22 protein-coding genes, 1 pseudogene and 1 riboswitch are annotated in these 24,270 nt (G+C 38.5%); of the genes and pseudogenes, 6 read left to right on the top strand and 17 right to left on the bottom strand.

Annotated features, from left to right (window positions below; all coding sequences use genetic code 11):
• Window position 1: 1 nt before the first annotated feature.
• The 6 genes from AC1DVK_RS08610 to AC1DVK_RS08585 form a co-directional block, all read right to left on the bottom strand.
• Window positions 2-1,750, bottom strand: coding sequence for a LytS/YhcK type 5TM receptor domain-containing protein (locus AC1DVK_RS08610; protein ID WP_410861584.1), 1,749 nt, complete (start codon window positions 1,748-1,750; stop codon window positions 2-4).
• 393 nt (window positions 1,751-2,143) lie between these two features.
• Window positions 2,144-2,701, bottom strand: coding sequence for a competence protein ComK (locus AC1DVK_RS08605; RefSeq protein ID WP_061464751.1), 558 nt, complete (start codon window positions 2,699-2,701; stop codon window positions 2,144-2,146).
• Window positions 2,702-2,856: 155 nt separating this feature from the next.
• Entirely contained in the window at window positions 2,857-3,888 is a 1,032-nt protein-coding gene (locus AC1DVK_RS08600) for a DNA sulfur modification protein DndB (protein WP_477626274.1), read from the bottom strand.
• Window positions 3,875-4,981 (bottom strand): DNA sulfur modification protein DndB, encoded by a 1,107-nt coding sequence (locus tag AC1DVK_RS08595; protein WP_477626273.1) that lies wholly within the window; start codon window positions 4,979-4,981, stop codon window positions 3,875-3,877. Before AC1DVK_RS08595 ends, AC1DVK_RS08600 begins: the two co-directional genes overlap by 14 nt.
• 342 nt (window positions 4,982-5,323) lie before the next feature.
• Window positions 5,324-5,641 (bottom strand): protealysin inhibitor emfourin, encoded by a 318-nt coding sequence (locus AC1DVK_RS08590; RefSeq protein WP_061464759.1) that lies wholly within the window; start codon window positions 5,639-5,641, stop codon window positions 5,324-5,326.
• 32 nt (window positions 5,642-5,673) lie between these two features.
• Window positions 5,674-6,732 carry a M4 family metallopeptidase gene (locus AC1DVK_RS08585; RefSeq protein ID WP_410861507.1) on the bottom strand — a complete coding sequence of 353 codons (1,059 nt, stop codon included), beginning with the start codon at window positions 6,730-6,732 and terminating at the stop codon, window positions 5,674-5,676.
• Between the two features lie 502 nt (window positions 6,733-7,234).
• On the opposite strand from AC1DVK_RS08585, the gene AC1DVK_RS08580 reads away from it, so the two are divergent.
• Together AC1DVK_RS08580 and AC1DVK_RS08575 are read left to right on the top strand one after the other, a co-directional pair.
• Window positions 7,235-8,602 (top strand): PepSY-associated TM helix domain-containing protein, encoded by a 1,368-nt coding sequence (locus tag AC1DVK_RS08580; RefSeq protein WP_289337092.1) that lies wholly within the window; start codon window positions 7,235-7,237, stop codon window positions 8,600-8,602.
• 27 nt (window positions 8,603-8,629) lie between these two features.
• A complete protein-coding gene (locus tag AC1DVK_RS08575; RefSeq protein WP_477626272.1) occupies window positions 8,630-9,100 on the top strand; it encodes a FixH family protein in 471 nt (156 codons plus the stop codon).
• A 457-nt stretch (window positions 9,101-9,557) separates the two neighbouring features.
• On the opposite strand, the gene AC1DVK_RS08570 is transcribed toward AC1DVK_RS08575, so the two are convergent.
• The 3 genes from AC1DVK_RS08570 to AC1DVK_RS08560 all read right to left on the bottom strand — a co-directional run bounded on the left by AC1DVK_RS08570 (window position 9,558) and on the right by AC1DVK_RS08560 (window position 12,808).
• Window positions 9,558-10,460: a DUF4405 domain-containing protein gene (locus AC1DVK_RS08570; protein WP_477626271.1), complete on the bottom strand. Its 903-nt coding sequence runs from the start codon at window positions 10,458-10,460 to the stop codon at window positions 9,558-9,560.
• 293 nt (window positions 10,461-10,753) lie between these two features.
• Window positions 10,754-11,953 carry a phosphoglycerate dehydrogenase gene (locus AC1DVK_RS08565; protein ID WP_089362989.1) on the bottom strand — a complete coding sequence of 400 codons (1,200 nt, stop codon included), beginning with the start codon at window positions 11,951-11,953 and terminating at the stop codon, window positions 10,754-10,756.
• A gap of 142 nt (window positions 11,954-12,095) precedes the next feature.
• Window positions 12,096-12,174, bottom strand: a riboswitch (ZMP/ZTP riboswitch).
• Between the two features lie 196 nt (window positions 12,175-12,370).
• The gene (locus tag AC1DVK_RS08560) at window positions 12,371-12,808 is read right to left on the bottom strand and encodes an ATP-dependent metallopeptidase FtsH/Yme1/Tma family protein (RefSeq protein ID WP_477626270.1); all 438 of its coding nucleotides are present in this window, start codon (window positions 12,806-12,808) and stop codon (window positions 12,371-12,373) included.
• Window positions 12,809-12,997: 189 nt separating this feature from the next.
• On the opposite strand from AC1DVK_RS08560, the pseudogene AC1DVK_RS08555 reads away from it, so the two are divergent.
• A pseudogene (locus AC1DVK_RS08555) lies at window positions 12,998-13,776 on the top strand (VOC family protein).
• Window positions 13,777-13,815: 39 nt separating this feature from the next.
• Window positions 13,816-14,331 carry an N-acetyltransferase family protein gene (locus AC1DVK_RS08550; protein ID WP_477626269.1) on the top strand — a complete coding sequence of 172 codons (516 nt, stop codon included), beginning with the start codon at window positions 13,816-13,818 and terminating at the stop codon, window positions 14,329-14,331.
• 348 nt (window positions 14,332-14,679) lie between these two features.
• Here the strand turns inward: AC1DVK_RS08550 and AC1DVK_RS08545 are convergent, their stop codons facing one another.
• The 4 genes from AC1DVK_RS08545 to AC1DVK_RS08530 all read right to left on the bottom strand — a co-directional run bounded on the left by AC1DVK_RS08545 (window position 14,680) and on the right by AC1DVK_RS08530 (window position 17,107).
• Complete coding sequence (locus AC1DVK_RS08545) at window positions 14,680-15,096, bottom strand: VOC family protein (protein WP_089362993.1); 417 nt, start codon at window positions 15,094-15,096, stop codon at window positions 14,680-14,682.
• 249 nt (window positions 15,097-15,345) lie between these two features.
• Window positions 15,346-15,837 (bottom strand): PTS sugar transporter subunit IIA, encoded by a 492-nt coding sequence (locus AC1DVK_RS08540; protein WP_477626268.1) that lies wholly within the window; start codon window positions 15,835-15,837, stop codon window positions 15,346-15,348.
• A 61-nt stretch (window positions 15,838-15,898) separates the two neighbouring features.
• Window positions 15,899-16,324 (bottom strand): iron chaperone, encoded by a 426-nt coding sequence (locus tag AC1DVK_RS08535; protein WP_477626267.1) that lies wholly within the window; start codon window positions 16,322-16,324, stop codon window positions 15,899-15,901.
• A 135-nt stretch (window positions 16,325-16,459) separates the two neighbouring features.
• Window positions 16,460-17,107, bottom strand: coding sequence for an alpha/beta hydrolase (locus AC1DVK_RS08530; RefSeq protein ID WP_477626266.1), 648 nt, complete (start codon window positions 17,105-17,107; stop codon window positions 16,460-16,462).
• Between the two features lie 226 nt (window positions 17,108-17,333).
• On the opposite strand from AC1DVK_RS08530, the gene blaOXA reads away from it, so the two are divergent.
• Window positions 17,334-18,125 carry a class D beta-lactamase gene (gene blaOXA / locus AC1DVK_RS08525; protein WP_477626265.1) on the top strand — a complete coding sequence of 264 codons (792 nt, stop codon included), beginning with the start codon at window positions 17,334-17,336 and terminating at the stop codon, window positions 18,123-18,125.
• A gap of 230 nt (window positions 18,126-18,355) precedes the next feature.
• Entirely contained in the window at window positions 18,356-19,006 is a 651-nt protein-coding gene (locus AC1DVK_RS08520) for a DUF1796 family putative cysteine peptidase (RefSeq protein WP_477626264.1), read from the top strand.
• 352 nt (window positions 19,007-19,358) lie between these two features.
• Here AC1DVK_RS08520 and AC1DVK_RS08515 read toward each other — a convergent pair whose 3' ends face one another.
• The 4 genes from AC1DVK_RS08515 to AC1DVK_RS08500 form a co-directional block, all read right to left on the bottom strand.
• Window positions 19,359-21,116 (bottom strand): SulP family inorganic anion transporter, encoded by a 1,758-nt coding sequence (locus AC1DVK_RS08515; protein ID WP_477626263.1) that lies wholly within the window; start codon window positions 21,114-21,116, stop codon window positions 19,359-19,361.
• 31 nt (window positions 21,117-21,147) lie between these two features.
• Window positions 21,148-21,726, bottom strand: coding sequence for a beta-class carbonic anhydrase (locus tag AC1DVK_RS08510; RefSeq protein WP_477626262.1), 579 nt, complete (start codon window positions 21,724-21,726; stop codon window positions 21,148-21,150).
• A 359-nt stretch (window positions 21,727-22,085) separates the two neighbouring features.
• Window positions 22,086-22,829 carry a PepSY domain-containing protein gene (locus tag AC1DVK_RS08505; RefSeq protein WP_410861518.1) on the bottom strand — a complete coding sequence of 248 codons (744 nt, stop codon included), beginning with the start codon at window positions 22,827-22,829 and terminating at the stop codon, window positions 22,086-22,088.
• A 127-nt stretch (window positions 22,830-22,956) separates the two neighbouring features.
• A complete protein-coding gene (locus AC1DVK_RS08500) occupies window positions 22,957-24,261 on the bottom strand; it encodes a sensor histidine kinase (RefSeq protein ID WP_477626261.1) in 1,305 nt (434 codons plus the stop codon).
• Window positions 24,262-24,270 lie beyond the last annotated feature (9 nt).

Genomic DNA, 24,270 nt, shown 5'->3' with positions numbered 1-24,270 from the left:
CTCACCTGCTTTCTTCCATTATTCCCTTTGGAATCATAAAGGATATTTCCGTTCCCTTTTCATGCTCACTTTTTATATGTAAAGCGGAGTCCTGACCCAACATCATCGTAAGACGTTTATTAACATTATAAAGTGCTATGCCTGTACCGCTTTTCGATACAATCATTTCATGACCTAGCTTCGGTAATTGTTCAGGATCGATTCCGGTACCATTATCTTTGATGACAATCCGAACATGTGAAGCAGATTCGTTTTTTGCTTTAACAGTAATCAAGCAGTCTTCCGTTTTGTTCTTAAATCCATGGTGTATGGCATTTTCGATTAATGGCTGCAGCGTAAGTGGGGGAATTTTGGCCGATAACACTTCTTCATCAACGCTATACGTAATCTGCAATTTATCGACGAACCGCATTTTTTCAATATTCGCATAAGACTGGACATGCTGAATCTCTTCTGATAATGTAGTCCATTCCTTCGTTGTTCCTGCAAGGTTCTGTCTAAAATACTGAGATAAACTCAGCAGCATTTTCCTGGCTTTGTTCTGATCAATTCTCGTTAATGATATGACAGTATTCAAGGCATTGAAAAGGAAATGCGGATTGATTTGAGCTTGAAGGGCCCTAATTTCGGCCTCCCGTGCCAGTTCATGTGCTTCATCAAGCTGTGACACTTCCAATTGATAACTAAGCAGCATGCTAAGTCCTGACATTAGCTCTATATCTACATTATTAATTTCTTTTTCATTACGGAAATATAATTTTAATGTACCGACTGTCTTGTTCCCTTGTTTAAGTGGCCCTATAATTACAGCTTGAAGCGGACAATTTGATACTTGGCAATGAATATCCCGCTTACCTACAACAATTAAGTCCCCACCTTCAATCACTTGGCGTGTAATCTCTGTCTGCAGCGGACGCCCCGGAGAGTGATGGTCGCCCCCTAACCCGATATGGGCGAGGATTTTCGTTTCATTGGTAATGGCAATCGCACTTGCCTTCACTTCTTCGAATAAAATCCTGCATACGGCTGTCGCAGACTGTTCATTCATTCCTTGGCGCATATAACCGAGTGTTTTCCTCGCAATTCTCAACGATTTCTGTGCCTGCAGGGCGGCTGCCTTTTCCTCTTCGTTTACGACACTTTTTATGATTAATAAAAATAAAGCACTGCCTAAGCCGTTTGCAATGATCATCGGAATGCCAATATGCTCTACAATGGAGAGTGCCTTATCGAATGGCTTGGACATTAGAACGATAATGATCATCTGAATCGACTCTGCCGCTGCCCCAATCATGAAAGCAGTCAAAAGCTTGACATGCTTATTTATTTTGAAGAAAAGTCCAGCAAGCAGCCCCGCCACGATTGTTGCAAACCCGCATGCTAACGCCGTGAATCCACCTAACATAAATCTGTGGATACCCGCCACCAAACCGGCCCCCAATCCAATGGGCCAGCCGCCGAATAAACCGGCAAGAACGACACCGATGACACGAGAATTGGCAATGGCTTCATCTTCCCCGACCGTATTGACCCATCGACCCGTTTCAAGTGAATCAAAGTTTATTGTAAGACCTGTATAGGTGCCTATAATGCCAAATACACCAAAAAACAGGATTGCCTTAACACGCTGTTTTCTATTTAAATTATCTTCATTTAACATTTGCCGAAAAAAGCGAAAACGTGTCACGATAAAAGCGATCGTCACGATAATACCGAGTCGCTCTGTCATGATGATCAATAATTCAAAGATGATGTCACCCCCAATAACTCTATATAACTCTATTGTCTGGTAGCTTGTACTCTGCGCAATGCACTTCTTTATTATACTCTGGATGCATTTGTTCTCCACATCTCTTTTCACATGTACCTTGGAATTCAGGGTGATTTTTATAACAATATATAAAAAGTTCAGGTTAGAATGAAGCTAAGATCGTCAAAAGGATGATAACATGTTGATGCCCTTGAAGAAAGACTTTAATCTACCAACTGAGAAGACATTGAAACCTTAAAGAATCCGTTCAAAACAAAAAGGAAATGATCCAATATTTGCATTATGCAGACGGAAGAGTTCCTTCTGTTTGATCGTAGTAGACACATTTAAAAGCATGATTTCAGAAGAAACCATGCTCTTAAATCACAATTATTATCCCTTCCCTTTCACCCTGTAATGAACCTCCCCAGGTTCTTTGCAAAAGGTGATTCCGCTTCCCGGCTCGTAATAAAAGGTTTTTTTGCCCAAAGAGCGTCCATGGAAGGTCGTATGCAGATAGGATGCTTGGTCCCTTTTGAAGGCAAGCTGATTTTTGCTTAAGGATACAGGAAGGCAATGGCCATAGTCTGTGTGGACCAATGTTTCTTTTTCGTTCATTTCCTCGAGGTCACTAATGTGAATGTAGGAAAACCAGACCCCTCCTCTTTTCCGGAATGAGCGGGAGGAGAACCAGACCATTCCCAGCTGGGCATTTATGCAGACGGGCAGCCTGTATTTACCGCCAAGTACGGATTTGGCTGCTGCAAGACCGCCATCCAGATCCAAGCCAAAGTGGTTTAGCGTGTTATTCAGGATTTCCTGGCGCGGTTGTGCAACATGGAATGTGTTCTCTCCCTCCACTACTGTGGTCATCTCGACACCATTTGAATCGTAACGCTCCATCATTCCCACCGTTTCCATATTCAATAAATAGTTTTTTCGTATCATCATTCCATTCACTCCCCATTTCACTATTCATTTTTTAGGAGTATACTGGTTAAAGAGGCAGGTATACTCCTGCTCGCAAGCCCTTAGGTGATTGTCTGACCGGACGTACTCACCTAGGGGTTTTTTACTGTTTTCAAAATCACATTTCCCTCACCTCCTCAACAGCTATACAGCCAACGCACTAGCTCTTCGTTATTGTTTTTATCTTTGCTTAGGTGAAATAATGGCGGCCGTCCTTTGTACGTTCCTTTAAACTCCTTCCAAATGGGATTGGCAGGGCTCCAGTCCACCTCTTTCAATTTTGACATTCTCGTGGAAATCAGCTGTTGTCTTTGTTCGATATGCTGGTTTTCCATATTGTCATTGGCATAAAGCGCAACGGCAACGAAAAGAGGGTAGCTGGCAAGCATGCATTTTGTGTAGTCTCCCATCTGTTCGGCCGGGTATATGTCGAATAGTTCATTAAGATATAAATGAATGAGTGTGATATATTCACTGTTAGAAAGCGGACTTGATGAAACTTTCTCTTCGATGTTTACGTGTACCTTCCCAGTCATGAAGATGCCGATGACCTGCCTCAATTGCGATAGCGATAGCAGGTTTTTATTACCTGGTCGATTGATGGAACGCTTTTCAAGTTCGACACCGGCTGTTTTTAACGATTGATGAGTTTGAAGCACCTGATTGGTAATGACGTTGAGGTTGTTTCGCGAGTCGAATGAAATCCGTTTGGAAAGGGCCACTTTCTTGCCTTTTAGATTGAGATCCAGATAGAGCTGGGATTCTTCCGCTTGTGTAAGCCCTTCAAATACTTGGATGGCAATCGAGCTTTCCTTCATGAGTGAATCCAGTTCGTAAGCCTGTTTCACTTTTTCTTCATCCTTCTTTAACGCTTTAAGGATACTGTCCTCCAATTGTGCGAAAGCCGCAATTCGTTGGGTTCCATCGATGATCGATAATTCGAACGCTTCTCCATTAAGGATGGTTCCTTCCCTGCTGTTGGCAACGAGTGGTGGCAGATAGATATTTTTAGTTAAAGCATTGTCCAACAGATAATTCTTGATCGACCGGACCCGCAGCTGGTTGATTTCCCTAGTGGCGATTTGTCCATTGCGATACATGTGGACCAGTTCCATGATTGAGTAGGAAACCATTTTCCTTCTTTTCCGATCCAATTCACCTAGAATCATGCAGCCATCCTCCTTCCTGTTCTATTTTTCGTTTGAACACAAGAGCCGTTTTCTGGATGGCGTTTGTAGTCGAATGGTTTTTGACTCTTTTTTTTAAGGGATCGTAGATGTGTGAAAACAAGGGATCCTCATGCTTCCATGTGCAGGCTTCTTTCAATGGCAGCATGTGATCGATTGCTTCTTCATAGGGGATTTCATGATGTTTGTGAAGTTGGTGGATCGTTTGGGCAAGGGCAATTTGAATGCCGGAATAGCCGGATGTGAATGTTTTCCGATCTGCCATCTTCTTCGGAAAGATTTCCAGCCATGATTCGAAAAATGCGGTTGCGATGCTGATGATTTCGTCTTTGGTTACATCACCATAATTGGCTTTGCCCGTTTTCACGGAGACGTTTCCTTCAAATAAAGCGATAAGGCAGCGCCTCATGATCGTCAGCGAAGTCAACGCCGTACAGTTCACGGTTATCCTCGAAAGGGTGGCTTCTATCTCCATCTCACTTTCTAATATCCTGGCAATGTCCCGTGTCAGTTCTGCATATTCATCCCGCTGATCGTACTTCATCACCAATCCTATATGCGGCTCTTTTCGCTTCGTATTAATATCATTGAATAGCTGTCTTTCTTCATGCGTTTCCAGATTTAAATAGATTTGAATGGTGACGGGGTAGGTCTTTAACTTATCAATTTGACTTTGGAGCTTTTCAGCTTGCTTAAAGTTACCGATTTCTTCTTCCGCTTCCTTCCGCGCCCTTAAGTGACTGATGGCTGAAATTAGGGCGTAGGTCCTGTGCTGACCATCAAGTATGTATATTTTGCTTCCTGGTGGCAGTTCTCCGCCATCGGTCACTTCTTTGATCGCTCCCCTGCTCGAGAAGATGAACGGGGAAAAGTAAAAGTCCCCTTCCGATACAGAATCAATGATGAACTCCCTGATTTCAGTCCTTCTATTGAGATCAAGCTTTCTTTGAACCGCCTCATCGACCTCGAATATTGCCTCCAATGTGGAGAATTGGATTTGCGAGATCAATATGCCCTTCCCGAATTGGGTACAGCTGTTTCCGGGTATCGTCACTTTCATTTCTTGATATGTCATTCACTTCACCTCTCTGTGACCATTATCCTATTTTATGCATTTTTTGTAAAACCGCTCTGTTTGTACCTCTATCAAAATTCGTTCCCTATTGTGACTCAATTACCTGTTTGACTGGCTAACTCTTTACAAGCCCTCATTAAAGAGCTATACTTTCCAATTTCCTTTTCAAATCTGCTACTCTAGATTGATATTTCCTTGTTATTTTGTGTCAATTTAGAGAACAAACAGCCAAAATCCATGTAAAAAGTGAAATGAAATGACATTTTTGTGAAGTTTTAAGAACACGTAAAAAAAGTCTATCTGAATGATAGACTTTTTTCTTTAAATTTAATTTAAGTTAATCTATTCTGCCATCTTTATTTCAATGGCTAAGTTACGTAAGTAATCCAATAAGGGCCGTATTTCCTCCGGGGCTGTTGTGTCAGTAAATGAGAAGGACTGTTTCTGCTTTTCATCGGCTATATCCAGCTTGTATGAAAACGAGTCCGCTCCTTGGGCTTTGGCTCCAGCCATTTTACTTAGGTGGGCATTAGGAAGGTCAGCTGTCTTCAGTAAATTCAGTAATTCCTCATTTTTTCCCTCTGGCAATTCATCTGTGTCTATCTTAAAGTTCAAGTCGAGGTTGGCAAATCCCCCTATGCAGCTAAATTGGATATGCATGTTAAATGAAGCCTCCTATTCATGGATTATGACTACTCAGGCAGTCCAACCGCTTTAAAAGCATTTTCAATTGTCCCTACAGCCGTTTTCGGAACTTCTCCACTATCAACAAGTTTTTGCGCTGACTTGATGACAATCTGTACGAATTGATTGAAATTTGCCGTTGCAAATAAATTCTGCATCGCATTGAACCAGATCAAAGCCGCTTTGTCCGTTCCGATCTCCATCGATACTAGATAAAAGGCCTTGTTTGGTATGCCGCTATTGATATGGACACCATGATTATCCCGATCTCCTTTATAGAAGTTCCTCATGTGATCAGGCTGCAAATCTTTCCCCATTAACTTATTGTCAAATGCAGTACCTGGTGCTTTCATCGAACGGAGGGCCTGTCCTTTCAGTGATGGTCCCATTATATCAGCACCGATTAGCCAATCTGCATCTCCCGCTGTTTGCTTTAAATGAAATTGTTTTATGGCAATTCCAAACGCATCCGAAAGATGTTCATTCAAGGCCCCAGACTGACCATCATACTCCAATCCACTTGTGAACTGCGTAACCCCATGTGTAAGTTCGTGTCCAATAACATCGAGTGAATTGGCAAAATTGCTAAAGATGACCCCATCGCCGTCACCAAATACCATTTCATCCCCGTCCCAATAGGCATTCGTGAATTTATTCCCATAATGAACGTTCAGAATGAGATCAAGGCCTTTGTTATCAATTGAATTACGATGCAAGACATCCTTGAAATAGTCACGCACAACTCCGCTATAATCATATGCAGCGTTAACTACTGGGTCTGCATTTGATCGATCCCCTTCTTTCCTGGCCTCATTCTCCCGGAGTTTCGTTCCTCCCTTGCAATCATAAACATGACGGGCAGATTCTCCACGAGGACCAGCTCCTGCATCAGTTAAAGCGACAACACCATCAATATCATATTCCTTCAAGATTCTGCGCCTGCGCATATGACGGCTTTTCGCTAAACTGACCCGTGCTTCTTCCACATCATTTTGTGCCAAATTCTCAAGAATATAGTTAGGTACGATGAAACACTGACACTTTTTGGAACAATCTCTTTTGTGCATATTCAACACTCCTTCATGTTTTTTTTCGATCCATTACATTTTCGTTATACAATAATGCCAACGCGTCTGTCCTCAACATCCTTCATGGTACTTATCCGTTCAACAAGTGTTTGATGCTTTTCCTATATTCAACACATTTCTATAGATTACTTTCGCCGGACTACCCCCATTTTCCTCCATTCCTTCCCACTCTTCTATTTGCAAACTCTTTCTCAGCAAATTCACTCCTTAGTTACAGTTGTTCTTATTTTTCGGTTTGATAACTCATTTTCATTTCCTCTTAAAAATGCCTCTGCTATAGGAAGTTGTTGATTTTCTTGTTGAATGAACAATGGAGTTTAGTAAAATGGGAAATATATCAAATAATGATAATTCGCGGTGAATAACTTATGCAAATTTAAATTTCCTTTTTTTACAAACTTCATATTTTACTCACAAATATTATTTATCATCAATATAGGTGAATTTAAAATACTATTCAAAAAAATAGGAGGTCCTGTATATGGAAGCGGGTATAACAAAAACTACTATACAAAATCAAACAAACACCTCTTTGTATAGAACAGTATGGAGATGGCATTTTTATGCTGGAATTATTTTCGCACCCTTACTTATTATTCTAGCAGCCACTGGCTCAATCTATTTATTTAAGCCACAAATTGAACAAGTACTTTATCAAGACTACAACGAGGTTACTCCGCAAGAAGATAAAATACCGGCATCCCGGCAGATTGAGCAAGTGAAGAAACTTTACCCTAATGCAGTGGTGACAAAATATCATCCAGGAGAAAATGCCTCTCGTTCAAGTGAAGTAAGCATTACTTCTAATAAGGAGTCCCTTACAATTTTTATAGACCCCTATACAGGTAAATCTATTGGAGAGTTGAATGATGAAGACAGAATTATGGATAAAATTGAAGAAATTCATGGTGAACTAATGGCTGGCACCTTAGGTGATAGAATTGTAGAGTTAGCTGCGTGCTGGGCAGTTGTGTTAATTGTCTCCGGTCTTTATTTATGGTATCCAAAAAAGAAGCAAGGTCTTTCTGGTGTACTTTTTCCAAGATTAAATAAAGGAAAAAATATTTTCAGAAGAGATTTACATGCAGTACCTGCCTTTTGGATAACTACAGGTATGCTATTTTTAATTATGACAGGATTGCCTTGGTCAGGTTTTTGGGGAAGTAATTTTCAATCGTTAGCTACCAATTCTGGATCTGGGTATCCTCCATCTATATGGTCAGGAAGTGCTCCAACATCCTCAATTAAAACAAAAGATATTGCAGATGTTCCTTGGGCAGCAGAAAATTTAGATGTACCTATCTCAGGTATTCAAGGTTTTATCCCACTGTCCATTGATGATGTAGTTACAATTGCGAATCGTGAGGGTATGCATCCAAGTTATAGCATAAATATTCCAAATGAAACAGATGGCGTTTATACATTATCAGCTTTTCCACCGAAAGCACAAGATGAAGCAACTATGCATATCGACCAATATTCCGGTGCAGTTCTAGCTGATTATCGTTATGATCATTACGGTTTAATAGGAAAAATAGTTGCATGGGGAATTACATTGCACAAAGGGACCCAATTTGGTTTGATTAATCAAATAATCAGCCTTCTTATTTGTTTAGGAATAATTCTTGTTGCCGTTAGTGGTTTTTATTTATGGTGGAAGCGAAAGCCGAAAAAAGGATTAGGTGCACCAAAAGCTCCTCATATAAAGAACATGAAATCCTTTCTAATTCTGTTAATAGGTCTAGGAATTTTGTTTCCTTTGGTTGGTTTGTCGCTTATTGTTGTGTGGCTAATTGACTGGTTAATTATTAAAAGAAGATCTGCAGTTAAGAAAGTTATGAATGCATAATTCGAAATGTAAAGGGTGGCTTTTGCCGTGAAAAAAAATATATGTATTTTTTTAATCTTTATTTTCATCCTATTGCTAAGTGCATGTTCACTTGAAAAAGATGCCGCTAATCAATACAAAGAAGAGACGCCTCTTGAATCAGAAATAATCATACCAGAATCCTTTACTGCTAATAAACAGGAGACGATAAAGGTTGTTCTTACTCAAGGTGGTAAAAGGGTTAGAAGCGCAGATTATGTTCACTTTGAGATATGGAAACAAGATGGATCTCTCAAATATAGTATGGAACAAGCTGAGGCAGAGGGAAACGGTACTTATAGTTTAAGTAAAAACTTTGATAGTGATGGTCTATACTATATAAAAGTACATGCAAGTAACGATGGTTCAATAATTATGCCTCAAAAACAGTTTATCGTAGGAAAACTTTCTAAAAGCGATTTAAAAATCTTGCAAAAAGGTATGCATAAACAAGAAGAAAGTCATGAACATCATCATTAAATCTATTCGAAAATCCGGTTTTCATTTGAAGACCGGATTTTCTATGGATATTTGCTACCCCGTTTTTGTTAGTAATGATAATAATAGGGTAAGAATTTTAGTTTTTATTTTTGTTATTTTAATAAATAACCAATATTTTATGGATTGGAGAGAATGGTATACCTATTACGATTAATGGATTTTGGAATGAAGGCAATATCGAGCAATTGCTTCCTGTTGGAGTCTTTTTAACATCGAATATACTCCATCAACAGCATCGTCAGAATTTTGGGGGATACCGCTTTTCTTGGTTATTACCTTTCGCTTTGTTTCAACCTGCCTGAGAAAAAGGAAAAAATCCCACTTGTCCCTAAACCTAGCTGGATTAGCAAGAAGTAAAATACACCTTTCCAAAGCCTATTTAAAAAATCAAGGGAACATACTGGTTCAACCAATATCCCCATTATAGAGTTACTTTTTATACACTCGTTAAATCCCCATTACTGGAGTTAGTTTTTTTCTTTTTACTTTTATTTCTCATTATAAATTTTTCCATATAATAAATGATAATTATAAATACAGACATAATGCCAAAATACGATATGATAACACCTAAAGCGTTCGAATTCTCGAATTGGCCTTTTTCCCCTCTTAGGCTGCCTTCTGACATTGGTTTTTCAAATTGGCCTTCTCCCGCTTCGAAGCCGCCTTCCGGAGGATTTGGTCTTTCTCCCCTTTTGAAATCCCCTTGAAAGTTCGGTTTTTCTCCCCTTTCGAAGCCGCCTTCTGGCATTTGTGAGGAAGAAAAATTAAACACGTTCGCAACTCCTTGCAGCTGCATGATGAAATTTGTTGAGTACATTTGATAGCCCCCAAACACTAATAAAGCAATTGTTGCTGCTCTTGCTAAAATCCCTATGAATGGTTTGGGGGTTCTGAACTTCATCATATTTTTAAAAACATTCATTACCCATTTCCAATGTAATCCAATATGAGCTGCAACTAAAATAAGCACTAAAAACGAAATGGATATATGAGAAATTTTAAACCATTGTTCATTACCAACGTTGATATTTGGGAATACAACTCTTGAAATAAAAATACCACTGATCATAATAAAGGTCATTGTAATTAATAACATTACGTTTAAAAAATAACCAAATTTTGTTTTAATAGGTAAATTAAGGTCAAACAATTTAACCGTGACTTTTTTTACCCATCGCCAATTGAGCAATACATGGATGAAAAATAATACGGCAATTACTAACCCGGCAATTTCATGAAACGTTAATCCTCCTAATACTCGTTTATTGAAAAATAATACGAACGTAACGGCCATTAAAATATCTAATCCAAGCTTCACGAACATCAGCTTTTTCATATCTTATCCTCCTAAGTAGTTTGTCCTTGAATTTTTTTAACTAACTCCCTATTCATATTGGTGAAACTTATTATGAATAGTTTTTCTTAATTTTTTATTAAGGGAGTTTAAGGAGAATTAACTGGAGGAATTGCATCTTGAAGACAATGAACTTACCAACAATTCCTTTATAACGCTAAACCCATGCAAATTAAAAAGCCTCAACTCCTTAAAGGAATTGAGGCTTGCACTGCTATTTATCATTTGGGCAAGAAAGCATCAGGGCGTTCCTTCATGCTTTCTTCCTGTTCCAATTAAATAATACGGGTTGTAACGATGCCTTCGATTTGTTTGATTTTTTCTTCCAAGCTAGGAATGATATCGCCGTTTACTTCACCGTCAATGTCGATGATCGTATACGCATATCCCCCACGGCTTCTGTTAACCATATCAGCGATGTTCAAATTAAAGCCTGATACAGCCAGTGTGATTTGCCCAACCATGTTCGGAACGTTTTCATGGAATGTTGCCACACGACGATTTCCTGTAAAAGGAAGTGAAGTATTTGGGAAATTCACTGAGTTCTTGATGTTCCCTGTTTCTAAAAATCCTTTCACCTGACGTGCTGCCATGATGGCACAGTTTTCCTCTGATTCTTGCGTAGAGGCACCAAGATGCGGAATTGGAACGACATTTTTCATTTTCAGCACGTTTTCATTCGGGAAGTCTGTAATGAACTTGCCAACTTTCCCGCTTTCAAGTGCAGCTTCCATATCATTTTCATTCACTAGCTCACCGCGTGAGAAGTTCAAAATATGAACGCCTGGTTTCATGATGCCAAATGTTTCTTGGTTAAACATTCCTCTTGTGTCATCCGTTAATGGAACATGTACAGTAATGTAATCAGATTCTGCAAACAATTCTTCAATCGTCATGGCGCGCTGTACATTGCGAGATAAATTCCAAGCTGTATCGACAGAGATGAACGGGTCAAATCCAATTACATCCATGTCTAAATCCAGGGCATCATTCGCCACAAGCGCACCGATCGCACCTAAGCCTATTACACCCAGAGTTTTTCCCTTGATTTCTTTTCCAACGAATTGTTTCTTTCCTGCTTCTACAAGCTTCGGAATTTGTTCTCCTTCGCCTTCTAATGTCTTTGTCCATGCCACACCGGCAAAAAGGTTACGAGATGAAGCCATTAATGATGTCAGTACCATTTCTTTTACAGCGTTAGCGTTAGCACCAGGTGTATTAAAAACAACGATTCCTTGCTCGGTACATTTGTCGACCGGAATATTATTGACTCCCGCCCCTGCCCTTGCGATTGCTTTTAATTGATCTCCGAATTCCGTTGTATGCATGTTAAAGCTTCGTACAACGATCGCATCAGGGTTTTCACTGTCGTTGTCGACCGTAAATTCGCCTTTATTGAATACATTTAGCCCGCTTTCAGCAATATTATTTAATGTTTTGATCGTTTTCACTTTTTCTAAAAGAATTGTGCTCATCTTGTTTGTCCCCTTTTGGTTATGATAGTTTTTTTTCAAATTTCGGAATATTGACAATATTTTTTGCCCATGAAAATCTGCATTCTTTAAAACTTCACTATCCTCTGTTAGTAAACAGAAAGAGGCAAGGGATAAAATCCCTTACCTCTGCCCAGGCGAACGGCTACGACACTATGTGTTCCCTCACGGTTATCCGTGTTTCGCCAGTTGCACATAGTCTTTTGATTGATTTTATTCTATCAAATTATTCAGCAAATTTCAATATCAATTTAAAAGTTTTATATGGAAGAAGTCAACACTCAGCATGACCGCTTGCGAATGGCTAACTTAAGCAGGTTTAATAGCCTTTGCCAAATCATGTCACGCCAGTATTCCCTTTCATTTCAAACCATCCAATTGGAAAAGCAAGTTTTTTCATCATTTAGAATGGTTCATTCTTTTGACCAATAGTAAAATAACGGAAAATAGGGTGAAAATGATCATGATCGGAATGGACGTTGTAAAAAAATTGACCCATCCGCTTGTCTCTGTGTCTTGTGGCATGACCACAATTTTTTCTATATCATGTTCTTCTGCAGCGTCATTCATTCTATTCATCGAAATTTCACTATTTGGGACAGTGGCGATAAAATATTGATCCTTTTCATAACCTTTCAGCCGCCCGCTTATTTCAAAAACTCTTTTTTGGGGCTCCAACTCCAAATATGTTACTTTGCCATCCTCTAAAGTTGTGAAAAATTCATCTTCAGTTAATTCCTCAGTCGGTTCATTGTCATTATTAAAAATAAACACAATCCCCAAGGTAACCAAGAAGATTAGTAAATAAAATATTTTATTACGGAAAATCCGCTTCATCCTACACCTTCCCCCACGAAACAAACTAGGTCAATAGTATCATATAATAGTAATCATTAACAATTATTCCATGTTCATTTAAAAAGAAGGCCCTGTTGATTTCTTGGACTCGGGCAGGTTAGTTGCAAAATGGATAATATTAGTAAAAAATAGGAGGTATAGCAAACTAGTAGATAAGGGGTGATAATTTTGATTACTCATTTCGCAGATTTAGAATTACTGACAGTATCTATTGAAGGTGTAAAGCAATGCTACGCTAACCGCCTGCAGCTCCCCATTCTATCAGAATCTAAAGAGTTCATTCAGTTTCAGCTGACGCCCTTTACTACGTTGAGTTTTAAGAAGCGTTTGAGCCCATTTCTCCAGCACACTTTGCATTTCAAGTCCCATATTCTCAATTTGATGAAGCGGCATCATTTATCCAACAATCCGGATTATTGGTCCTAAGACAAGAACATGGTCAGTATATCGACGAAACGAACGGAAGAAAAAATCTATATTTTCGTGATGGAGATGGCCACCTTCTCGAAATCATTGCCCATGATTATGTAAATGAAGATGAACTGAAGGCATCCGGAATGTTAAGAACACTTTATTTAAGAGAGATTGGCTTCCCTGTGGATTCGGTACCAAGCTTACGCGATTGGCTGAAAAGTAACCTTGGTATGAAAACGGAACAAGATCAAGATATATTTAATTTCGTAATTAGCGGGACAGCACATGCAATAGTGGTTTCAAAACAAAGGCCTTGGATCCCTATTGCCATGAAGGCCTTACCGCCAAAAATGGCGGTGACGTTCGGTACACCCGATAAAAGGTTTATTGATGAACTGACAAAACAAATGGATCACACTTTTTTAGATGACTCTAAGAAACGATTTATACTTAGTGATGGTTATCCTTTTTATATGGAACATACTCCTGAATTCAGTGCGTCAATGGTGAAAAATTTGAATTTACCTATTTGAACCGCGTTTTTCATTTAACCTGTAAAGGGGGAAATCAATTTGTTAATAAGAAAGGCAAACGTTGCTGATGCTGAAGGTATAGCAATAGTCCATGTCGATTGCTGGCGTACCACATATAAAAATATAATGCCAAGTGATTTTTTAGATAAACTGTCTTATGGGAAAAGGAAAGACGTATGGATAGAGAATATATCTAAAGATGGAAACCATGTTTATGTAGCAGAAAATAATGAGGGAAAAATAGTCGGATTTATAAGCGGAGGAAAAAGGGAAACGAATGAAGTTGAAGATTCGGGTGATCTAACTGCGATATATATCCTCGAAGATTTTCAAAGAATGGGGATAGGAAAGAAACTCATCAAAGAATTATTTTTTATATTTAAAAAACTGGGCTTCCATACAATTTTTGTTGAGGTGCTTGAAGATAATAACTCTCGATTTTTCTATGAGGCTTTTGGTGCTGAATTGCTTAAAACCGAAAAAATCAAAATGTCTGGTGCTGAATTAAATATATTGGTTTATGAGTGGAAAGACATTAGCCCTGTATTGTTATGATTAAACTTCATTTAAGATGAATGCTGCTGGATGCGAAGGGTCCTTTTATTTCTAGCAGTTTTCTATGTCATCCTGCTCGAATTAAACCGATAGAATAATAGTGCAAAGTTTTGCGTCCATAAACTGGAAAACCCTTCTATGTGGGAAGGGTTTTTATATTGTTATCCTTCATATCAGTGCCGATTTTTGTTGGGAAATTCAGTTCTTCTCACCTTCCCCTGCTTTGTCTTACTTGTTAAATGTGATGTTATACACTCCAACTTACGGGTTCCTACTTCTAGCAGGCATTCATGTTGACTTCAAAAAAAAGACACAGCCCTTAAGTGAGGAGTGTGCCTTGCGTTTGATTTAATTTTGATTAAACCCGCTTTCATCCATGTAAAAAACTTCCCAAGAATGCCCATCGATATCCAGAAAACTCCACCCGTACATGAACCCATGATCGATGGCTTCATTAAAAGGCTTTCCGCCAGCATCGAGTGCCCTATTCACGACCTCATCCACATCTTCCTTACTTTTAACCGATAGGGCCACGATGGCTTCAGTACTTGCTGCTGGATCCGGGATTTCCTTCTTGGTAAACGTTTTAAAGTAATCTTCAACCAATAACATGACATATATAGACTCACTGATAACCATGCATGTTGCATTTTCATTGGTCATTTGCTCGTTAAACTTAAAGCCCACCTTTGTGAAAAATTCTATTGAGGCATCCAAATCTTTAACAGGCAAGTTTACAAAGATCTTCTCTGCTTGAACTCCCATCAAATTCACCCTCACTTGATTTATTTTATGTTCATTCACCTACTATTCGCTCCATTTTCCGATAATCCTGCCCGCAACAAAAAAAGAATGGATGTATGCATAACAAAACCAATTCAAGAACCATCGCCGCCCGTAAACACCCATGGGGCTAATGACTCCGCCGGCTAAACTTGTAGAATCAATGAATGAACCGGGGTTTAATGCCTTATCATTCTCAAAAAAACGATTCTACATTAGGCACCTATTACCTTACTTCAAATGAACACTCATAATCGTTGTTTCGTTACTATTTGCTTGGCTGATATTTGTTTTTTCCAGTTTTTCAACTAGCTCGCCATTCATGATAATAATCGGAGTTATGATACTGGGAACTTTGGATTTTAGAAATTCGATATCAAATGTAACAAGCTTGTCTCCTGCTTTTACACTTTTCCCTTCTGCGACATGGACTTCAAATCCCTCACCTTTAAGGTTAACTGTATCTAAACCTATATGAATTAACAATTCTATGCCATGCTTTGTGCGGAGGCCTAAAGCATGTTTAGTAGGAAAAACCTGGATCACTTCTGCATCAATAGGAGATACAACCACCCCCTCCTCAGGAAGAAACGCTATTCCATCCCCCATTAACTTCCCGGAAAACACTGGATCGGGAACATTTTCAATATTTATAACTTGTCCATTTATAGGAGCAAGCAGATGTTCCACATTTTCTTTTTTACCGAATAATTTTTTGAACATACTATTTCCACCCTTCTCTATCTTTTTGAATCTCACAATGTTACATAGATAATAGTTTTTGTTATTTTTTCTTTTTCAATTTCCCTTCCGCTTTCTTCTTTTTATTCTCTTCCACTCTAAATGTAACGATTTCGGTTATTAATTCATAAGGAATTGGCTTGTTCAGTGGAAACTGAACGGCCCCTTTTGAACGTTTATAATCAGATAAATCATATTCAAAAGCAGAGATCGCGCTTGAAGTTGGATAAAGTCCTATATGTTTTTTATAGGCAGCGAAATGTACCAGATTTCCGTATAAAGCAAAAGTAGGCATTTGATAGCTTATCTTTTCTTCTGCATCCGGTGCTGCATTCTTTATGACTGTTCTTATCGTTTTAAGTATCTCCTGAACTTCTTCGGGAAATTGTATAATGTACTCATCAATTGAATTAAATCTATTGGTTCCCTCCATGATTTCTCCTTTCATAAATCCATGATTAGTTATCATTATCCCCCTTCACTCTTAAAAAAAGAACTCCCTGCTAAAGGCCGGGCACCCGTGAGTTGATTGCAGGCTTAATGAATGATCAAAACCATGCATTCAGATTCAACATAACTGGCTATCCGCTCAAGTTCGTTAGTTCTATCCTATCTTTAAGAACTCTTCCATTCTTTTCATTACATCTTCTAGCATCGTAATCGACCTTGAAGCATGCAAAGGTTCAATATCCAAAGAATGATTAGCATTAGGGACTTGATCCATGCTTATATTCGTTTTATTTTCTATCATTTGAATTTTACCTGGAATATAATGATGATCTTTTTCTCCTATTACTATATGTACTGAATGATTGCTGCTCAATAGCCCTTCAACAATAGAATCGAACTTCAATAGCGGCGTAAGCAAAATCATTTTGGAATTCATGAACCGCTCACTTTTCATAATTCCGTTGATGATCGGAATGGTGCCAAGTGATTTTCCCAGAAACACAGTTTCTTGATATTCATTATTTTGAATTATTTCAGTAAGGACGGGATTCATATCATTAACGATCACTTTTGTGATATCCACCAAAGGATGCTTGAATATATCCTGGTCGTAAGAGTAATGAATATGCACGACATCAAACTGATTTTGAAGCATGAGCATTGTCGAATAATAAAATAACGGCTTCTCATACGTGTAACCCGCACCTGAAAACATAAAACAAACGGCCCGACTTCCATTTTCAATATGTGTGTATGAAACTTCTTTTTCATTATTATTTATTTTTCTTTGATTAACCTTCATGATAGACTCCTCCCATTGAATTCGTTTGTTATATATATTCATTAGCTACCCGCTGCAATCCTCCTTGATTGATATTATCTAGTTTTGTACATTTACTGAATCCCCAAATAAGGTTTTGTTTCTAACCGGAAATATGTATACTTTAACTATCAACCTATTTTATGGAAAAAATGAAGACCTGTATTTCATATGATCGATCAATCCATGCCTTAAAGGAGAGTGTGTAATGAAAATTAAAACGTTATGTTTCATTCTTGTCCTGCTAGTCACTGGTTCTATGAGCACGATTGATGCAAGTGCAAACAATCAAAAGGTGAAAGAACTGCATATCGGGGAATCTTTCGCTGGTGTGGAGGGCACGACGGTCATCCAAAACTTAAAAAATGATAAAGTATATATCTATAACAAACAGAGAAGTAACGTACGCTACACTCCAGAATCGACATTTAAAGTCGCGAATGCATTAATTGGCTTACAGACAAAAGCGGTGAGCGATGAATATGAGTTGAAGCGATGGGATGGTGTAATCAGGGAATTTGAAGATTGGAACAGGGATCATACTCTGGCTTCAGGCATGAGGTATTCAGTGATCTGGTATTATCAAGAAATGGCCCGCGACATAGGGGCTGAAAAAATGCAGCAATATATAAACCTGATCGACTACGGCAATCGCGATATATCCGGTGGAATCGATCATTTCTGGCTGGACAGCAGCATAAAAATATCTGCCCGGGAACAAGTACAATTCATCGAAAACCTTGTAGAGGAAACACTGCCTATCGATAAGCAACATATGAGAACCGTAAAGAGAATCATGATTAACGAAGAAGCAGACTCATATGTCCTCCATGGAAAAACAGGTACACGCCTTTCCGATATGGGATTGGGCTGGTATGTGGGTTACATCGAAACGGACAAAGGGAAATGGGCTTTCGCAACGAACACGGACGGCAGCGGCAGCAAAGCCAAGGCGATTACACTGGATGTCCTGAAAGACCTGTATATCATAAAAGAATAATAGTTAACGCGTGCCTCAAACTTGGGCATGCGTTTTGCTTTGTCTTAAAGAGGATATCATCCGTTTTCACATATCTTTGAAAAAGGTAGTTCTCAACGTGCATTGAAAGATAGCTAGCCTTGGCAATTGTCTGTTCACCAAGACTCTGAAGCCTTTTGTGGGATTGTCCAATCAAAATAAAAAAATTCTCATCTACAATAGTATTGATAATTTGGAAAGGGGGATTAATATTGAAATTAAACGAAATCAAGAAAACTTATGATGTAATCATTCCTTGTGGCAGCTCTTGCTCTCCCACTTTGCACCTAAGAAGACTTCGTTTAAGAAGATTTTCTTTGCCTCTTGACTGGGTCTATACTGAGTCATTTGCAGAAGTGGCTAATCTATATAGAAATCAGTTCAAAGAATATATGAAATTGAGGAATCTTACTTTAGTGGAAGGATCAGCTACTTATTTTGATGATGACATAGTTATAAATGCTGTAAATACCTATTTGATCAGAGATAACCATTATAAAGTTACTTCAGTTCACGATTTCCCCATCCTCCCTGATAAAAAGTGGTTTGAAACATATCCTGATTTCAAAGAAAATTTAAATAAAAGAATAGCAAGATTCAATGAAACAATTAACAATAGTGATTCAATCCTATTTGTTAGATGGTCAACAATTTATGACCATGCCTATTTGTTTCAACACGCTATGCAAGACATGTTAAAAGAAAAAAATTTTAATGTATTAATATTAATCCCCTCGGATGATGCAACAAGTATTTCCGAATTGGAATGGAACCTAGAAAATGTTTGTGTTTTAAAAGTTCCTAACCAGATTGAAGATGAGGCCATTTGGAATCATGCTTATAGCGGCATACAATTAAATTAACTTCTGTCTTGATTAATCGCTGTGCAAACCATGCTTATATGTTAATGATTTCAATTTTGACGATTTTAGTTATTGTTTTAGGTTTTTTATCAAGCCAAAAATAATCAACGCTTTTGCGCTTCTTTCTTTTTTTCGTTCAAGTAAGTCAACTTGTTTGACAGTCTTAAGACTAATTTAGGCTATCATATATCACATTCATTCCCCTTAAAGGCAGTAATAATTATTTTTTGTTATATTCTTAGATATACGAACTGCTTGTGAAAATACTTCAAAAGGGAATTGGTGTATTAAAGGTTTAAGAGAAAGGCATCTGCCAAAAGCAGATGCCTTATCTTTATCTTGTTGACAGGAGTCATGTTAATCCCATCTCTTGTTTTCTTTTCTGTTTTAATACCGCAGGCTTTGGAGCCTGCTGGGAGAGTGCCGTACATTCAACAAAAGAAAACTGTTTACACCCTTTACAACGATTAACATCTAGTTTTGATAAAGCTTTATTAATGGCATCACCCGTACTGGAAAAGAACTGTTCCTCACCTACTAGTTTATTAAAACCTGTTTTTTCGAGCATTTCTTTAGGTTCCTGTGGAATCCCGGAAATCAACACTTGTAGTTGGTGAAACTTGAATTGCTTCACAATGTCGGTGAGAAGTGCTTCTCCCGATGTATCAATAAATGACACATTGCTCATTCTTAATAGGAGGACTTTTGGTTTAGAACGCATGATTTGTTCGATTTCTTCTTGCAGCCTTTCGATTGAACCAAAGAATAAAGGTCCTTCTATTGTATAAATGTGAATCTGTGGACAATTTGAACCGTGTTGAACCATTTCCGGTTTAACTAGTTTATCAGTTGGATCTGGTAAAACCCTTGATAATTTCAATGTACCGCTCATTAGTTTAACAAAAGATAGAATAGCTAATAGTAAACCGATCCCAACACCTGTTGTCAGGTCAATCAAAACCGTTAACAAGAAGGTCACGATTAATACGACCGAGTCCATGGTTTTTGCTTTTAAGATATGCGAAAATTCTTTGCGTTCACTCATGTTCCATGCGACAAACATAAGAATGGGGGCCATACTGGCCAATGGAATGGCCGAAGCATAAGGAGCTAAACTAACTAGCACCAGTAATACCACCAACCCATGTACCACACCAGATATAGGGGAAACTGCACCGTTTTTAATATTCGTTGCGGTACGCGCGATGGCACCTGTAGCCGGAATGCCTCCAAATAAAGGCGTAATCATATTGGTCAATCCTTGCCCAATTAGCTCTTTATTACTGTTATGTTTACTGCCGGTCATGCCGTCTGCCACTACAGCAGATAATAGTGATTCAACTCCTCCAAGCATGGCAATGACTAAAGCAGCCGGCAGGAGTTCAATCACTAGGCTGCCGGTGATCTGGGGAAACTGAAAATGGGGCAATTCATTAGGAATGGCACCATAGGTCGATCCAATGGTCGCTACCTGATCAGGAAAGAAAAAGGCAGCGACTAGAGTTGATACCATCAATCCCAGCAATGCTCCAGGGATTTTTGGTATATACTTTGGAGTTAATATGACGAGTGCTAAACTAATGATAGCCACCAGTACACTGTAGATGTTCACTGTATTAAAATTCAATATGATTTCTTTCATATTTAAAAGAAATGATTCTTCCTTTTTTAAGTTACTGAGTCCAAAGAAATTGGCAATCTGGCCAGAGAAGATAATTACAGCAATTCCAGCAGTAAAGCCGATGGTAACTGGACGGGGAATAAACTTGATGAATCTTCCCAATTTGAACACACCTAAAAGAAAAATCATGATGCCTGCCAAGAAACCGGCGATTAACAGTTTTTCATATCCGTATTGCATCACCACTCCCAACAAGATCGGGACAAAGGCTCCAGTCGGTCCTGCAATTTGATATTTGGACCCTCCCAAAAGGGAGACCATAATTCCAGCAATAATTGATGTGTAAAGTCCGTATTCTGGTCTTACTCCTGAAGCAATGGCAAAAGCCATCGCTAAAGGAATTGCTACAATCCCAACTACCACCCCGGCAACCAGGTCTTTTTGAAGATGGCCTAAGTTGTATCCTTCAAGCCTGCTAGAACGAATCATTCTATCACTCCTTCTTTTATTAAATGTGTATTTAGTCGTTGCTTGCAACCTTGCTATATCCATCTATGATTCGCTCTAATTTACCCGTTTCGGGATGGATGACCATACCGTGAACGGCAATGGAATCTGGTAATAATGGGTGATTTTTGATCAAATGGACACTATTTGTTACACTCTCCTCAACACATTGAAATCCCGACAGCCACTTTGATAGATCAATACCAGAGTTTGTAAGGACATCAATTTGCTCCTGACTTACTTTCTTCTGCTTTGCGGCATCAAGAAGTGAAGATGATTGAAGCCCCACCATACCGCATCCGTGATGTCCAATCACACACACTTCCTCCACTTTCAGTTCATAAATAGCGACAAGGATACTGCGCATAATGCTGCCAAAAGGGTGCGAAACAATAGCTCCAGCGTTTTTAATGATTTTCGCATCACCATTTTTTAAACCCATCGCTTTTGGAAGCAGCTCCAACAGACGGGTATCCATGCACGTAATGATGACGATCTTTTTATTTGGATACTTTGTGGTTTGAAACTCTTCATATTTATTTTGATCGACAAACTTCTTGTTATAATCCAGAATTCTAGAAATGATAGACATTACTCATTCTCCCTTCTCATGTTGAAATATGTGGAAATGTTCTATGTACAATAATCCAGATGCCTTTCATCCAACTTATTTGCCTCCTTTTTATCATTTGGTGCCTTCACCAATGATTTAAGGCGAATCCATGGATAAAACCTTTTTTTAAGCTAATTCCATGTTAGAGTTATTAAATTAGAGTTAAATGATAGAAGGATTAGAAATCAGTGAGAATTATTACAATTTCTTCTCTTTCTTTTTGCATTTTCCTTACTCATTAAGATCAATAAACAAAAAAAGGGTGATGCATATTAGATATCTAATATGCATCACCCTTTTTTTTGAGGAAAGAAACATTAAAATTTGATGGAAAACATCTATTCAGAGTCATCCTCATCATCTTCCCATGTGACTGTTTTTACTTCCTTTGTATAACCGTCCACTTGAACAACTGCGTCCCTATCGTCTTCTAATTCAACTTCGACCAAATAGTAGGGTGTCTGACCAGAGGGTTGATAAAATTCTGTATCATCACCTGTTCCTTTTACATGTTTTTCCGCAATCGCAATTGCTTCGCTTTCTGTAATGATACTATCCGCTACCTTTGTTGAGTCAATAATGGTTCCTGTATATGCGTCGAGTATTAATGTGATTTTCTCGTTATTCTTATTGACAACTGCTTTATAATAATCGGAGTTGTCTATTTCCTTCACAAAATCAATTTGTTCCAGATCACCTTGGGAGGAAATACGCTCCTTTATTTCTTTTTGGGTCAGTTGCTTTTGGGGTGTTTTTTCCGTCGAATCTTCAGTTGTATTATCTGAAGTTTCTTTAGTCACTTTTCGCCTTTTTATCGAATTAACTTCACCGCTTTTTGCATCAATCCTAATTTGATATACCCCAGTTTCAAGCTGCATTTCAATCTGATATTCTTCACCTTCATTTTTCGTTGTCTTTATAATGGTTCCAGGATATTTATCCTTTGCCGTCTGGTTCACTTCTTCTATAGTTAAGCTTTCCGCGGATAATGATGGAGCCCACCATTGAAATCCGACAAATAAAAGCAGACCAAAAACAAGAGTTAAACCAGCTGGTACCAGCCATTTTCTATGCTTCTTCATCGTATCACCCATCCAACGTCATTCTGGCTTTATAATATCTTGGCAGACCCCGATAAGAATTTACCTTTGATACTGGGATCAATCGGCAACTCACCGGTTACTTTTATTTAAACGTCTCTTTTTATGTTTAAAGCAGCATTCTTTTAGAGACTTGAGTAAATAAAAGAGTAACTATTGTTCCCCTGCCTTCGAGACTATCCATTTCAATCCGTACATCAATTGCATCAGCAATTTCCTTTGCCATGGAAAGCCCTAATCCTGATCCGCCTTGATTTCGGCTTCTTGCTTCATCTACACGATAAAAGCGATCGAACACTTTTGGCAATTCAGCCTTTGGGATTCCATCCCCACTGTCCTCGATGCGGATATATGCTTCATTACTTGATTTTCCTATGTAGACTGAGATAGGCCCGTCACTATACTTTCTTGCATTGTCCAAAAAAATAAACAAAAGCTGTTTTAACTTTTGAACGTCCGTTAATGCTTCAATTTCATCGCGACTATAAATCTCCACTGTTCGTTGATACGCATTTTTATACACTTTGGCTAACTCTGTTACGATATCGGTCAGATTTACGTTTTCCTTCTCTATGTTCCATTTTTCCTGATGCTTTGCAAGCTGGAGCAATTGCTCTGTCATCTCTCTCATTCTAATGGCTTCCGAATGAATGGCCTCTATTGATTCATCAAACAAATCAGGACGCTTCATCCCTCTTCTTTTCAAAAGACTTGCATAGCTTTCGATGACAGTTAGCGGTGTTTTTAATTCATGTGAAGCATTTGATACGAATTGCTCCTGTTTTTCGAAGTTAGCCTGCAGCAAATCGATCATGTGGTTAAAGGTTTTCCCCATTTCCACAAGTTCATCTTTTGATTCTTCTTCTAGGCTAAGTCGCTTAAATTGGCCACTTGTTTGAATCTCCTTCATCGTATCAATCATCGATCGAATCGGACGAGCGATGAAGTTACTAAGAATACTGCTTGATATCAGAACAGGTATCATGGCAATGACAGTTACGGCAATTAATACAATGCGAAGAACAGAGAGCATTTCTTCTGTTGCTTGAATGCTTTTGGTGATTTGAAGATTAACAACACTTCCATCCCCCCAAACGATCGGGTTTGAAACGAACACATACTTTTTCTGATGAAAAGTGATGATCACGCTCCTCTCACCTGGGTAAAACCTGCTATTTCGATTGCTTAACTGCTTTTCGGAATTGGATGTAACAAATGTTTCTTTTCTTTGATCCTCTTTTACAATACCAACCATGCCATCTATAGGCAGATATGCACGAAGTAAATCATTTGGTGAAATTTGATTAACGTTTTTACTAACATCAAATGCAATTTTCTCTGTCTCCGCTTTTGCATGATTAAGTTCATTCACCATTATCAGGTTATTGAAAACAAAATAAATGGAAACATTCATCAAAAGCAG

Source organism: Peribacillus sp. P4_B1, from assembly GCF_056402395.1.
The sequence above is the reverse complement of the archived record's forward strand: the minus strand, read 5'-3'. Positions and strand labels throughout refer to the sequence as shown.

Coding starts and splice junctions, on each gene's coding strand:
- AC1DVK_RS08565 (WP_089362989.1), bottom strand. CDS start 11,953: ATGAGCACAATTCTTTTAGAAAAAGTGAAAACGATCAAAACATTAAAT.
- AC1DVK_RS08505 (WP_410861518.1), bottom strand. CDS start 22,829: ATGAAGAAGCATAGAAAATGGCTGGTACCAGCTGGTTTAACTCTTGTT.
- AC1DVK_RS08535 (WP_477626267.1), bottom strand. CDS start 16,324: ATGATAACTAATCATGGATTTATGAAAGGAGAAATCATGGAGGGAACC.
- AC1DVK_RS08600 (WP_477626274.1), bottom strand. CDS start 3,888: ATGATTCTAGGTGAATTGGATCGGAAAAGAAGGAAAATGGTTTCCTAC.
- AC1DVK_RS08500 (WP_477626261.1), bottom strand. CDS start 24,261: ATGAATGTTTCCATTTATTTTGTTTTCAATAACCTGATAATGGTGAAT.
- AC1DVK_RS08590 (WP_061464759.1), bottom strand. CDS start 5,641: ATGCATATCCAATTTAGCTGCATAGGGGGATTTGCCAACCTCGACTTG.
- AC1DVK_RS08515 (WP_477626263.1), bottom strand. CDS start 21,116: ATGATTCGTTCTAGCAGGCTTGAAGGATACAACTTAGGCCATCTTCAA.
- AC1DVK_RS08585 (WP_410861507.1), bottom strand. CDS start 6,732: ATGCACAAAAGAGATTGTTCCAAAAAGTGTCAGTGTTTCATCGTACCT.
- AC1DVK_RS08530 (WP_477626266.1), bottom strand. CDS start 17,107: ATGAAGGTTAATCAAAGAAAAATAAATAATAATGAAAAAGAAGTTTCA.
- AC1DVK_RS08580 (WP_289337092.1), top strand. CDS start 7,235: ATGGAAGCGGGTATAACAAAAACTACTATACAAAATCAAACAAACACC.
- AC1DVK_RS08540 (WP_477626268.1), bottom strand. CDS start 15,837: ATGTTCAAAAAATTATTCGGTAAAAAAGAAAATGTGGAACATCTGCTT.
- AC1DVK_RS08560 (WP_477626270.1), bottom strand. CDS start 12,808: ATGAAGCGGATTTTCCGTAATAAAATATTTTATTTACTAATCTTCTTG.
- AC1DVK_RS08545 (WP_089362993.1), bottom strand. CDS start 15,096: ATGGGAGTTCAAGCAGAGAAGATCTTTGTAAACTTGCCTGTTAAAGAT.
- AC1DVK_RS08605 (WP_061464751.1), bottom strand. CDS start 2,701: ATGATGATACGAAAAAACTATTTATTGAATATGGAAACGGTGGGAATG.
- AC1DVK_RS08595 (WP_477626273.1), bottom strand. CDS start 4,981: ATGACATATCAAGAAATGAAAGTGACGATACCCGGAAACAGCTGTACC.
- AC1DVK_RS08570 (WP_477626271.1), bottom strand. CDS start 10,460: ATGAAAAAGCTGATGTTCGTGAAGCTTGGATTAGATATTTTAATGGCC.
- blaOXA (WP_477626265.1), top strand. CDS start 17,334: ATGAAAATTAAAACGTTATGTTTCATTCTTGTCCTGCTAGTCACTGGT.
- AC1DVK_RS08510 (WP_477626262.1), bottom strand. CDS start 21,726: ATGTCTATCATTTCTAGAATTCTGGATTATAACAAGAAGTTTGTCGAT.